Here is a 12902-nt window from a genome sequence, read left to right as displayed (position 1 = left end):
CCCTCGACAAGCATTCTTCCTGATGTATCGCACGCAAAGTCGCGAAGGCGCAAAGTTATTTTCGGTGCGAGTTCAATCAGGTCTTGCCGGGGTCGCAGGGGAGGAACCATCGTAGCAGAACGCTTCCTTCCCTCTTTCTTCTTCGTGCTCTTCGTACTACTATCAGGCATTATTTTGCCTTTTCAGCAAGTTAATTGATTCAATGAGTCCATAACCATAGTCTGAGTGGCAACCTACGATGACATGTTTCCAAGGAGAATTCTCCGTTGACTTCCGTGCAGTTCCGCGGGCGATCCGCTTCTGTTGAACACGGAAGGGCACGGAAACGAACAGGCTCAACGCGCTGCTGAAAGGCCCACTCGTAAACGTCACGGGTACCTGGATATACTCGCGTTCATTCGCGGTTCAAATCTCTCATCCCACTATTTGCGAGAATCTGCGTAAATTTGCGGTTCAGTTCTTTTGGTTGCGGCCAAAGGCCTCTCCAGGGGCTTTGTGGTGAAACATTGGGTTACAGCCGGATACCGCCACAAGCTCCTCCGCAGTCGCTCCTCCTCTGCCAACCACAAACGGCAACCCTTCACTCCCCAGGAGAATAGAAAACGGGCTGGCTGCCTCGTACCGCAACCAGCCCGATTACTTTGCTGACTCCGCTTACTTGTAGCGTTCCTGGAACTCTTCCATGCGCTTCTTGCGCTCCGCCTTCTCCTTCTCGTCCATCTCGCCGTTAAACCAGCGGTGATTGTTGCTCTTCATCACCTCCTCCAGCTTCGCCTCCAGCGCCACCGCCGCCGCTTCCTTCGTCGCGTCTCCAGATGCCTTGCCGTCCTCGATCAGTTCTTCCAACTCGGGCACAAACTTCGTGTAAAAGTGCTTGGCCACTTCATAGGTGCCGTGCCAGTGCGTAATATCAGGACCCATCATGGAGACGCCGTGGCGCGCGCGCCGCCCCTCATGGTGCCAGATCTCATACCACGTCCAGTCGATCTTGTTCCCGAATTCCACCGGCTTCAGCAGGGGCTTCGCCAGGGCCATCAGCTCCAGACCGGGATTGGCGAACTTCTCATGATACAGATCCAGCAGGCCATCGTACTGCTTGTAAAAGGCGTCCACATAGTTCTGGTTGTGGCAATTGAGACACACATTCTCCATGTTCTTCCGACGCTGTTCCCACGGAACGTCCTTACCGGGAAGGCCCATCTTCGCATCCGCCAATTCCGGGCGAACGGATACCGCCGGGCGGTTGTTCCAACTGATGCGCATGCCCACATCGTGCGTCACCGGCTGATCCTTCGTGGCGCTCATGTGGCAGGTAGCGCAGGTCGGTGCGGCGCTGTAATCTTCACCCACAATCCACTTCGGACTGTCCATGTTCATCTTATCGATATTGGCGCGGAACGCCACGCCATGCTTGGACTCGTTGTATATCTCGATCTGGGGATGGTCCGGGCCCATGTGGCACTTGCCGCAGTTCTCAGGATTGCGCACCTGCTCCACCGAGAACGCATGGCGCGAGTGGCACGCCGAGCAGGACCCCTCGGACCCGTCGGGGTTGATTCGGCCAATACCCGAGTTCGGCCAGGTCGCCGGATCCAGCTTGCCGTCCGGCATCACCTTCACCTCGGAGCCGTGACACTGCCAGCAGCCGTTCACCGCCGCCGCCGAGATACCCATGGGGAACATGGGCGTGATAAAGTCGTTGTTGCCTTCCACCACTTCGGCCAGCACGTTGTCCAGCGAACCCAGGATACGCGCCGCCTTCGCATGGTGAGATGAGACAAACTGTTCCACTTCCTTCTCATGGCACCGGGCGCAGTCTTTGGGGCTGACGATGGTGGAGATCACTTTGCCGTAGTGGTCATAGGCATCCTTGTCCTCCCGCTCCGCCTTGTGGCACTCAAAGCAGCCAATATTACCGCGAAAGTGCTTGCTGTCCCCCCACTGCTCGTAAATCACCTTGCTCTGCATCTTGTGGCACTCGATGCACTCCTTCGATTCAACGGACAGCTCCGGCAGCATATAACCGGCCGCCATCGCGGGGAGCCCGCCGAGGACGGCCAGCCCAATGACAACCGCTCCTGCGCTACGTTGCATTATCTTCATGACACCTCTCCTTTTATGGCTGCGGCGGGAGTTGCGTGCTCTCCCGATTCCTTCGAAAATGTTCCGTTCATGATCGGGACGGCCAGATGGACCATCCAGGAGAACAGGAGAAAACCAAATGCCCAGATCCCCACGCACACAAGCACTTCATTGAAGCTGGGAAGATACTCGACGATGTTGCCCAGCGGCGTGGGAATGAAGCCCGGAATGATCAGGCCCATACCCTTCTCGATCCAGATCCCGGTGCAAGCAAGCAAGCACGCGACGTTGAAGAAGGCACGGCGGCGCGCAACCGGTGGAACCACCAGAATCACCGCCGCGATAACTTCCATCACGATGGCGGTCCAGATCCAGGGTACGAGCAGGTTGTAGGTGTGGCCGTGATGCTCCAGACCGAAAAAGAGGTACTTGGCCGAGGCGTTGTGCAGGGCCGCCGAATAGAACTCCTTAAAGGCCTCGCAGAACAGCATGAAAAGATTGATCAGCAGGGAGGCCGTGATAATCTGCCGCAACAGCGTATAGGCTCGCTCGTTCACCTGAAGCCCGCTGAGGCGCTCCATGATCTGGAAGGCAATAATCAGAATGCCCGGCCCCGCTGTAAAGGCCGACCCCAGAAAGCGCGGCGCCACTATTGCCGCATTCCAGAAGGGACGGCCCACAAGACCGACGTAAAGAAACGCCGTTACCGTGTGAATACTCACCGCCCACGCGATCGAAAGGAAGACAAAGGGAATGTAGAACGTTGCCGTCGGTTTGCGACCGAGATACTTCACATATAGAAGATAACCGCAAATGTGAAGGTTCAAAAGCAGATAGCCGTTCAGCACGATGACGTCCCAGGAAAGCAGCGATCCGGGAAAATTGAACACGCCCACCCACGGAATCAAATGCCAGAACCGGTCCGGGCGACCCAGATCCACCACCACGAAAAGCAGGCTCATGATGATCGCCGCCACCGCCAGGAGCTCGCCATAGAGCACGATATCGTGCATGTCCTTATTGCGATAGATGTACGCGGGTATCACCAGCATCACCGAGGCCGCCGCCACCCCCACCAGGAAGGTGAAGTTCGCGATATAAGCGCCCCAGCTCACCTGATCCGTCATGCCCGTCGTCTGCAACCCCTCCACAAACTGGGTCGTGTACGCCCAGCCGCCAAGCCCCGAAAGGAGCGTCAGCAATATCATCCACGCATAAAAGGCGCTTCCGCCCGCAAATCCAAGCTTAACCGCGCGCCAGAGGAATACCGGATAATCTTTCAGCATTTCCCGCTCCCCTCACGCATCGAAGTAATAGAAGAAGGCCGGAATCGTGCCCGCTTCTTCCTTGAGAATATACGTCCGCTTGTTGGATACGATGTACCGGATCTCACTGTCCGGATCGTTCAGATTCCCGAATACGCGCGCACCCGTGGGGCACACTTCCATGCAGGCCGGGTTCTTGCCCTCACGCGTGCGATGCAGGCAGAAATGACACTTCTCCACCACGCCCGCCGGACGAATCCGATTGCTCAGATAGCCCATGTTCGGATTGATCTCTTCCTTCCCTATCTCCGGCTTGCTGAAATTGAAGCGACGCGCCTCGTAGGGACACGCCGCCATGCAATAGCGACAGCCGATACACCAGTTGTAGTCAATCACCGTGATGCCGTCCGGCTCTTTCCACGTCGCCTCCACCGGGCACACCTTGGTACACGGCGGGTTCTCGCATTGCTGGCACTGCACCGGAAGGTAATACTTCTCCTTCTGCGGCACCTGGTCCGTATCGTAGTGGTGATCGGACTTCTCCACATCAAAGGTCCCGCCCGGCATCTCAAGCACCTTGATATATTGGATTTCCGGGTCCCGGGACTGGTTGTTCTCCTGCACGCACGCCGTCACACAGCGCCGCGAACCATTGCAGCGGCTTAAATTCAGCGCGTACGCAAAGCGCACGCCCGGCTTCGGTTTCGGATCCCGAATGGTCACCTTCGCGCCATAGTCGCGACCGATCTCGCCCTCCAGACGCGCCATGATCGCCGCCAGATCCGCCTCCGACAAGCGCTTGTAATGCTGCTGAAAGAATCCATCCAGCGATCCCGCCGCCAGATTGCGCAAGGGCGCAACCGTGGCCGCCGCGGCCGTCGCAATCGCCGCGCCCGCACCGATTCGAAGAAAGTTGCGTCGCTTGATTCCCCCATCGCCCTGCTCCATGCTCATGAATGACCTCCCTCGGGCTGCGTCAACCCAGGCGACGCCGGGCCGCCCTCGTCCTTGTGCTTCCCTTCAAAGCGGCTTCGAATCGTCGGAGGATCCGGAACCATCGGCGCAAAAGCGGGCAAGTGCGGATCGTGACATTGAATACACAGCAGCTTCTTGCGCTCGGGATTGTCCCGCTCCCATCCGCCGTTCTGGCGGCCATGAATACCCACCTGCCACTCCCGATAGGTCGGGCCATGACACTTGGAGCAGAGAAGCGCGGGCTCCGTCGAAGGGATCGGACTGCCGTCGTGGGCCACATAGGAATTGCGATCGGAAGGATGGTGGCAGTTCACGCAAAAGGTGTTCAGACCGTGATTGAAGCGGGCGTTGATTTCCGCATGCTCGGGAATCTCGGCATTCTGCCGCTGCGCGCTCGTAAAGTCGTTGTGACACTCCGTGCACTTGTACTCGAAGGATCCCCGGCGATGCAGTAGCGGCCTCACTTCGCCCCGCACCGGCGTGATATCAAACACCTCCCCCTGAACCTCCCGCGCATAAAGCGATTCCGGCGGGGGAATCACCGACGGGGCGCAGCCCGCCAGGCATAGGACCCCCAATAGAACCCGCAGGTCCAATGCCTTCCGTCTGCCCAATGCTCCGTTCCCGAACATTCCCGCGTACCCTGTCTCGCTGACGTCCCGATCAGGCCATGGGGGAGCCTTGTGCAGTATAGACACAACCGCTCACACCTCACGCTCTCACCGCTATCCGCACTGGACACGGCCCAAACATGTATTTAATGTACACCAATTTGCCCAGCGTGTATGTAAGCTACATTACAAATCAATCTTTTCCCAATTTCATCGGCTCCAAACGCGACAGACCGATCAATCGCATCGATAGGTGGGGAATCCCCTCTTCTTCGTAGACGTCACCTTCCGACCGAAAGCCCAGGCGCTCATAAAAGGACCGTACCCGCGTTTGCGCATGAAGCACCACTTCATCGTAGCCGAGCCGGCGCGCCTCCAGCAGGGCCTGCTCCATGATGGCGCTTCCAACACCCCGACCCCGTGCCGAAGCCAGCACCGCGACCCGCCCAATGCGCGCCACACCGCCCTCGGCATAGAGCCGCGCCGTCCCGACCGCCGCACCATCGAGACACGCCAGGAAATGAACCGCATCCCGATCAATATCGTCAAACTCGTTGGCCGGGGATACCCCCTGCTCTTGCACGAAAACCCTCCGACGGATCTCACGGATCGCCTCGAAGTTGGGGCTTGTAGCGGATATGCGTTCGATCCGCGGCATGGCGTGACTCCGACCGGGCAACCCGGAGGCTTACTCACCTTCCTCAATGATCCCCTGAATGGCGGCAAAAAATTCATCCGTCATGGGGAACTTGGTCCCGTGCTTCACATACTCCACATGCCCGTCCAGATACAGCACGTTGGCGCCACCGGGCACATGCACATTTGACCATTCCACCATGACCGGAATACTGGCGGGGTCGGGCAGATCGTCGCGCAGCGGCACAATATCCCCTCGGGGCCCCGGAATCGACTCGCGGGCGGCCAAGGCTTCGAAATCCGACCCACCCTCCTCAAAAGCCTCCACCACCGCGTCCACGTCCGCCTGATCGCGCAGGGCAAATCCAAGATAGAGATAGTCCGAATCCGCAAAGATCGTACCGTCCTCCATCGTTTCGGAGTAGTTCGTATCTTCCGCGGGGCACTGGAGCAGCGTGAGATCCATGGACTTCAACACATCCTGACCGAAAATCAGGTAGTTCGGCTCATCCACCAGCGCCGGAAACTTGCCGTTGTGCTCGTTCGCATAAATCATCAATTGAAGGCCCACTTGCTTCAGATTATTCTGGCAACTCGCGCGGCGCGCCGCCTCCCGCGCCCGGGCCAGCGCCGGCAACAAGATAGCAGCGAGAATTCCGACGAAGACAAAAAGACCGACACCCACCGCCAGGGCAAGAAAACAACCGGATAACGCGCTGGAAGAACCCTTCCATTTTTCGGGGGCGGCGCCGGAGTATACAGGCGACTGGCCCAAAGGTTGCCCAAAACTCCCCTGAGGCGGCAGTGGCGGTGGCACACTTCCCGGCACCTGCGACTCCGCCGGGCCCGCCGCCGCCAGAAGTCCCCGCACCAGATCCACGCTGACAATCTCCACCCCGCTCGCCATCACCTGGGCAAGTATTCGGTTGTACACCTGCTTCGCCACCGGCTCCGGGTCCATTCCCCGCGCCTCGCAGGCCCGACGCACATCGTCCATATATTGGTTCGCCAGTTGCGACGCATCCGGATTCCACTGCATGTATAATCTCCCTCGTTGCCCCAGGCCGCGATGCCGGGCAGCTCATGTCTGCGCGTTCACCGGTGCGCTCCTCTCGGACTTCGGCCCTGGCGCACCTGCAGTATCCTCACTGCAAAGTAGCATATGGTTGACGATCATTCAACCCCCCGCTGCCGCCGGGATTACCTCTTCACGCCCGGAGGAATGGAACTCCTGACGTCATTCCGGTATAAAAGGGGCAGTCACACTTCAGCGGAACGGCGTCGAGTCGCCGACTTCCCGCCACCGACTGATTCTGCAAAAATGTGCCCAAGCCTGGGAGCGTCGAAGATGCGCCGTGGCGGACAGGCATCCCTGCCGGCACCACGCGCCGAAGGTGCGTCCAAAGCATAGTGTGCTTATCTGCATTAATCGCGATCACCGTGAAGTAATGCGTCTTTGGAGACATCCATGCACCTGCGGTGCATGATGCAGGAGAGACGCCTGTCCGCCACGGCGCATCTTCGACGCTCCCAGTCGTGTACGATCACGTTGCAGGGTCAGGATCGCGTTGCAACGCTGAAATCACTTCAGAAGGCTAAAATGACACTACACACCAGAGGGAGCACGCCATGGAAACTTACAAGCTTAACCATATGATTTGCGTCGCGGCGACGCTGTCCGCCACCGTCCTCGCAAGCGTCACTTCGGCCCTCGCCGTAGATGGCCAACCCGAAGGCTGGGGCAACGCCACCGGAGCCCGAAGCCCCCAACCCGACTCCAAAGGACGCGCCGGGCACTGGTGGTGGCCGGAAAAATCCGACGGGGGAGGAAACAAGGGGAAGATCTACAGCAGGCAGGCGCCCGCCCCTGCGCCCACCGCCGCTGAAACACCCGTGCCGCCCCCTGCGGTCGAACCGCAGCCCCCAATCGTCTGTGGACACGTTATACTCAACAACCTCCTCTTCCACCCCGACAGCGTGGAACTGCGGCCGGAAGGCATTGCCGAAACCCAGAAGGTGATTGCCGAAATGCATAAATTCCCCGGCGACACCGTAACCTGCGTTGGCCACACCGACGACACCGGCTCGGAAGCCTATAACCTCCAACTCGGTCTCCGCAGGGCCCAGGCCGTCGTGGACTACATGAAAGCCAGCGGAATCGCCCCCGAACGCGTGAAAGCCGAGAGCAAAGGCGAAACCGAACCCGCCGTGCCCAACAACACCCCCGCCAACCGCGCCCTGAACCGCCGCGTAGCCTTCCAGTACAAAATGGGAAACTGAAAGCCAAGCTGATCCCCTAAGCATCCTATCCGTCCTATAAGTCAGCGCGATGCCCCTCGTCCCCTCACCCCGTTGTCAATTGTCAATTGCCAATTGTCAACTCTCAACTCTCAACTCTCAACTCTCAACTCTCAACTCTCAACTCTCAACTCTCAACTCTCAACTCTCAACTCTCAACTGTCAATTGTCAATTGTCAATTGTCAATTGTCAATTGTCAATTGTCAACTGTCAACTGTCAACTGTCAACTGTCAACTGTCAACTGTCAACTGTCAACTGTCAACTGTCCTCCGCAATCGTCACCGCCAGAGTATGCCCAACCTCCGACCCCGGACGCGCCGCAGCCCAGTACCAGCTTGAAGAGTCCGGCCACGACGGACGCCCCGTTGTCCAGTCTTCCAATCGATTCGACGCCTTCACTGAACCCGAGTCCACACTGAAAAAGCACTGCCTCACCACATACGACCGCCCGTCCGGATGAACCGCGCTGAAGCGGCTCCACAAATGGCCCTGCGCGTCGCGCTCGGCGGGTAGCGCCGCGCATTGGAAACCCGCGACGACATAGCAATTCTCTGAAGTGTGCAGACTCAAAGTCGGCTCTACACACTGACGAAGCAGCACCAATCGCCCACTCGCCTCCAGAACACCCTGGACCATCGTCCCAAGAAAGATATCCCGATACTTAGCCAGCGCCGGATCCGGCGGGGAGGCTACAAATCGCTCTCCCATTAACATCGTCGGCCAGGGCACGGAATTCCCGCCTTCGTGCGGACGCTCGGCGACGGCAAAAGGCACGGCGAAGGCCAGCAAGGCGGCCAGGTAAAACGCGGCCCCGCTCACGGTAGCCACCGGTCGATACTGCGCGCGGATACTCCCCTTCGACCGCACCTCCGGAATCTGCCATCGCGCGATGGCCACCCCCGCGCCAACCAGCGCCAACGCACAGCCGGCAAAAATGACCAGGCCCGACCACGTATGAAGCGCATCGCTAACGTCGCCTCGTCGCGTTAGCAGAAAGAGCACACAAACCCGGAGCGTGTTCCCCACCAGCGCCAGCAGCACCGCGTTTAAGCACAGGATCACGGTACCCGCAAGACGCAGCCTAAATAACACGGCCAATATCCCCGCCAGCAATACCGCCACCCGGAGCATCTGGATGCCGCTGCAGGGGGCGTCGACAAAGACCGTATGCGTCCCGTCGCTCAAGCCCGTGCCCAGAGGCGTCACCTGCCCCATCATCACTGCCGACGCTATCCATCCGACCGCGACACGCAGGGGATAGCCGAAGTAAAGGTTCACCGCAACGCCCAGCGGAAGCGAAGCCAGCATCCACGGCGCCAGCCCCCAGGCGCGCTGCCGCTCTTCGCGGGGCAAAGCGCCAAGGAGTATCGCCGACACGAGCATCACCGCGATCAGCGACGTTACCAGCTTCGGCGTGCCGCCGTAGAGCAGCCCATACGCGGTGAGCAGCCCCGCGCACGCAAAGAGCCAGGGCCAGGCAATCGGAACGGCCTCCCGCCGTGTCGCCCAGGCGCGATAGCACGCAAACCCAATCGCCACCCCCATCGTCGCCAGCCCGCTGGCATTGAAGCCCGGCTCGAACCATTGCCCGCCCATACGCCACCACGCGCCCCAACACCCAAGCACAGCAACCCCGACAACCAGCATGTTCGAGCTGAACACGTCCCTCCCCTCGGCGCGGGTTGCGCCGTCGACTCCCATCGTCTCGCTCAGCGTGCCCGACATGACTCAGGGCACCACAACAAAGGTCTTCTTCCGGCGAAGCAGCGCTACCCCCAGCGCCAACGCCGCCACACCAAGCAGCAGCCACTCCTCCGGTTCGGGCACGGCCGGCACGGCATCGAGGGCCTCCTTGTCGTCCAGACCGTGGCGGGCGTACTGGGCCTGATTCTCCAGCACCACCGCACCGCTCACCGGCGTGACCAGACGACAACGCTTGGCAATCGACACGGCCTCCTCGGTCTCCAGCGGCGACTCCGATCGCAACAGCCCCATGATTCGGTCCAACGCGGCCATTCGAACCACATGCGACGCCGTACCGTGCGGCGCGCCGTCTACCGCGCTCGCTCCATCGCCGCGCAGCGTGTACTTGCGAACAAGATCGGTAGCCACGCCCGCCCGCGCCAACTGCTCCAAGGTCTTCTGCGGAGAATCGAAGGTTGCGATGGTCTCAACCTCCGAAAAGTTCACCAGCGACCGCGCCACGGCATTCGGACCCGACGCAACACCGACCATCCGCACCGGCAAGGCCCCGCCATTGCGCCGCCCCCGCTTGATGGCGGACGCCAGCGCATCGTCCTCTTCATCTTCGTACGGCTGGGGCCCATGGATCACCAGCAACTCCCCATTGGCCGTGGCCAGGGCCCGCTGGCTCGCTTCTACCATCGCCGGAACCACCCGCTGCCCGTACGCGAAATCCCGCGCCGACAGCCACGCAATCAGACCCTCGCGCCCACCGGACTCGTCCCAGTGCTCCGAATTGAATCCGGCAAAGGTCGCGTGCAGCGCGGCACCCTCCGGGAAAGCTCGCACCAACGCCGCCCAATCAATCTTCGCCCGACCCACGCCCGCCGACCCATCCACCACAAGCCAAACATTTCGAGATTCGGTGGACGCGGCCGGCGCGATTTCCATCGTCGCACTATAAGATCCCAACTGGCCTTCGAAAAGTCCCGTGGTAACAGCGCCCTCGACCAGTAGCCAGGGTGTGGCGACCTCGCCCGAAAGGGCCTTGTGCGGCGCCCGTCCGGCGATGCTGGATGTGCCGCCGTTTCCCGGAATCGCGGTCAAGCCGGAAATCGGCGACGACAGGCCCTTGAAACCTTCCGCGCTTATCTGGTGTGCAAATCGCGGAGCCACAGTAAAATTCTCATCCACTATACGCGGAAGCATCAGGTAGGCTTTCCCGCCTAGGGACTGGAGCGGCGCAGTCACGCCAATCTTCACCTTCATCTTCCCGAAGGCCGGCACGGGGAAGCATTGCAGGAACACCTCGCCCTTCGCCGGGTTGCTCAGGAGCGCCGGGTCCTGACGCCGCACAACCGCCACGTCCCGGTACGCCGCCTTTACCTGATTCGTGCCGCCGAAGGCCGCCTCGCACTCCACACCATTGATCCAGAGGGTCAGACGGCTCGCCACGCTCCCCGGCGGCATCGCAATAACACAACGGGCCTCATTCGCCTCCGGGTTGTCATTTGAAAACTCAAGCACCCACTCGGTGTAGGACAACCCCGACTCCGCCAGACCGTCCCGGACCATGTCCACATCCAGATTGCTGCTCGCCAGCGACAAACCAGGTATCATCGCGCCGACCTTGTCACCGCCCTGCTCGCGAAGCAAGCGCCAGCGCTGAGATAAGGCATTGGTGGTGTACCAGCGCGAACCCGCAGCCTGCGGATCGGCGATCTCGCCGGTAGCCCGGAAGTGCACCCGCTCCAGGTCCTCAACGCTCAGCCAATCACCATCCCAGCGATTTCTGTCCGAGAGTAGACCTCGCCACATCCAGGAGAGATTCTGGTCCCGCCCCCAGGCCGTCGAAGGATCAGGCGTGCCGATCAAGCGCAGGGTCCATAAGGACTGCGACTGCGCCTCGGCGTCGCCATGCACCACCTGCATCGCGTGGTGATGGCGGGCAGACTGAAGACCCCAGTGACCGGCGAGCGGTGCAACCGCCACCGCAATACCCGTCGAATACCATAGCCGGGCACGGCGTCCACCGTTCTTGTCAAAGAGTCCGTACTGCCCGAACTTGACAAGCAGATGAAGACTGCACAGAAACGCACTCGCAGGGGCGAGCGCAATCAAACCAAGGCCCAGATATAGAATACCAATCAGCGCAAAGGGCGTAATAGGCAGCAGGAAAATGGTGTAGATCAACGAGATCGCGCTGAGATAACCCAGCATCATCGCGATCCGGTTTCTCATCCCCGCCGTCGCCATGTCACCCGCGGGATCACGGCGCACAATCAAGTACCAGACCAACATCGGCACCAGCGCGATCATGAAAACATGCATCAGCGTCGGCATCACCCCCACACCGCCGCCGCCACTCTCGGAAAGTAAAAATAGCTCCATGCACAGCGCCAGCGTGGGCAGGATGATTCCACCGAAGATCAGACGTACCTTCAGCAAGGGCTTCCCGCGCACTGCGACGGTGGGCGCGGCTGTTTCGGACTCAGCCAGACCTTGTTCGCGCGCCGCGCCGTGTCCGTGTCCATTCGCCGGCTCGCTCGACTCCAACCCCAGCACATCCCGGGGCTTGCCCGCCGCCGCCAGCGCCCGCTCCAGATGCTGTGGCGTCACCACCCCGCCCGCGCTCTCCTCCGCATCGCTGCGGATGTGCTGACGGAGTTCCTCCACAAAGTCGTCATCGACCTCGCCGCTTCTCTGGGTCAGGTCGACGATTTCTTCCAGATAATCATCCAGCCGTTGTTCCGCTTCGGGCGTCCAGCGCTTCATCGTCCATTCCCCTCATTGATCAAACCGTCCACGCCAATCTCAATATCCCGCCAGCAGGCATTCATCAACTGCCGCGTCTGCTCGCCAGCGGGGGTCAAACGATAATACTTCCGCGCCGGGCCATTCGGCGACTCCTCGCTCCGGGTCTCCAGCAGCCCCGCCTTGCGCAGGCGCGACAACAGCGGATAAATCGTCCCCTCCGTCACCACCACACCCCGGATCGCCGTTACCCGCTTGACCAGGTCATAACCATACAGCTCCCCCTGCGCCAGCAGATTCACGATGCAAAGCTCCAGCAGCCCCTTCCGCAACTGGGTCGTCCAGTTGCCCAGGTCCATCTCGCCACTATCGATTTCCACACGCGCCATGCCACAAAGGCTCCGGATAAGTGCTTAACAAGGTACCTTGCATTACACTATAGCAAAGCCAAGGTTTTGTCAACAAAGTTTTCAGTAGCCCTCCGCCCCCTCCGCCCCATACGCCCCATACGCCCCATACGCCCCATACGCCCCATACGCCCCATACGCCCCATAAGACCCATAAGACCCATAAGACCCATAAGACCCATAAGACCC

General features: G+C 60.2%; 11 protein-coding genes. 1 reads left to right on the top strand and 10 read right to left on the bottom strand.

What is annotated here, in order from left to right:
• Positions 1-654: 654 nt before the first annotated feature.
• From JNK74_08315 to JNK74_08290, 6 genes are all read right to left on the bottom strand, one after another.
• A complete protein-coding gene (locus JNK74_08315; GenBank protein ID MBL7646177.1) occupies positions 655-2019 on the bottom strand; it encodes a hydroxylamine oxidoreductase in 1365 nt (454 codons plus the stop codon).
• Positions 2020-2099: 80 nt separating this feature from the next.
• Complete coding sequence (nrfD, locus tag JNK74_08310; protein MBL7646176.1) at positions 2100-3368, bottom strand: polysulfide reductase NrfD; 1269 nt, start codon at positions 3366-3368, stop codon at positions 2100-2102.
• Positions 3369-3380: 12 nt separating this feature from the next.
• Positions 3381-4301, bottom strand: a complete 921-nt coding sequence (locus tag JNK74_08305) for a 4Fe-4S dicluster domain-containing protein (protein ID MBL7646175.1) — start codon at positions 4299-4301, stop codon at positions 3381-3383.
• Complete coding sequence (locus JNK74_08300; GenBank protein ID MBL7646174.1) at positions 4298-4936, bottom strand: hypothetical protein; 639 nt, start codon at positions 4934-4936, stop codon at positions 4298-4300. Before JNK74_08300 ends, JNK74_08305 begins: the two co-directional genes overlap by 4 nt.
• Before the next feature lie 190 nt (positions 4937-5126).
• The gene (locus JNK74_08295; GenBank protein ID MBL7646173.1) at positions 5127-5591 is read right to left on the bottom strand and encodes a GNAT family N-acetyltransferase; all 465 of its coding nucleotides are present in this window, start codon (positions 5589-5591) and stop codon (positions 5127-5129) included.
• 30 nt (positions 5592-5621) lie between these two features.
• Positions 5622-6608 carry a DUF1559 domain-containing protein gene (locus JNK74_08290; protein ID MBL7646172.1) on the bottom strand — a complete coding sequence of 329 codons (987 nt, stop codon included), beginning with the start codon at positions 6606-6608 and terminating at the stop codon, positions 5622-5624.
• 590 nt (positions 6609-7198) lie between these two features.
• Between JNK74_08290 and JNK74_08285 the strand changes: the two genes are divergently transcribed.
• On the top strand, positions 7199-7849 hold the full coding sequence (locus tag JNK74_08285) for an OmpA family protein (GenBank protein ID MBL7646171.1): 651 nt from the start codon (positions 7199-7201) through the stop codon (positions 7847-7849).
• 278 nt (positions 7850-8127) lie between these two features.
• Here JNK74_08285 and JNK74_08280 read toward each other — a convergent pair whose 3' ends face one another.
• The 4 genes from JNK74_08280 to JNK74_08265 all read right to left on the bottom strand — a co-directional run.
• Positions 8128-9594 carry an exosortase/archaeosortase family protein gene (locus tag JNK74_08280; protein MBL7646170.1) on the bottom strand — a complete coding sequence of 489 codons (1467 nt, stop codon included), beginning with the start codon at positions 9592-9594 and terminating at the stop codon, positions 8128-8130.
• Positions 9595-9597: 3 nt separating this feature from the next.
• Positions 9598-12327 carry a PEP-CTERM sorting domain-containing protein gene (locus JNK74_08275; GenBank protein MBL7646169.1) on the bottom strand — a complete coding sequence of 910 codons (2730 nt, stop codon included), beginning with the start codon at positions 12325-12327 and terminating at the stop codon, positions 9598-9600.
• Positions 12324-12695: a PadR family transcriptional regulator gene (locus JNK74_08270; GenBank protein ID MBL7646168.1), complete on the bottom strand. Its 372-nt coding sequence runs from the start codon at positions 12693-12695 to the stop codon at positions 12324-12326. Before JNK74_08270 ends, JNK74_08275 begins: the two co-directional genes overlap by 4 nt.
• Positions 12696-12776: 81 nt before the next feature.
• Positions 12777-12902, bottom strand: a 126-nt coding sequence (locus JNK74_08265) for a hypothetical protein (GenBank protein MBL7646167.1), incomplete at its 5' end; no start/stop codon positions are given.

It is taken from the genome of Candidatus Hydrogenedentota bacterium (assembly GCA_016791475.1).
Classification (GTDB): domain Bacteria; phylum Hydrogenedentota; class Hydrogenedentia; order Hydrogenedentales; family JAEUWI01; genus JAEUWI01.
The sequence above is the reverse complement of the archived record's forward strand: the minus strand, read 5'-3'. Positions and strand labels throughout refer to the sequence as shown.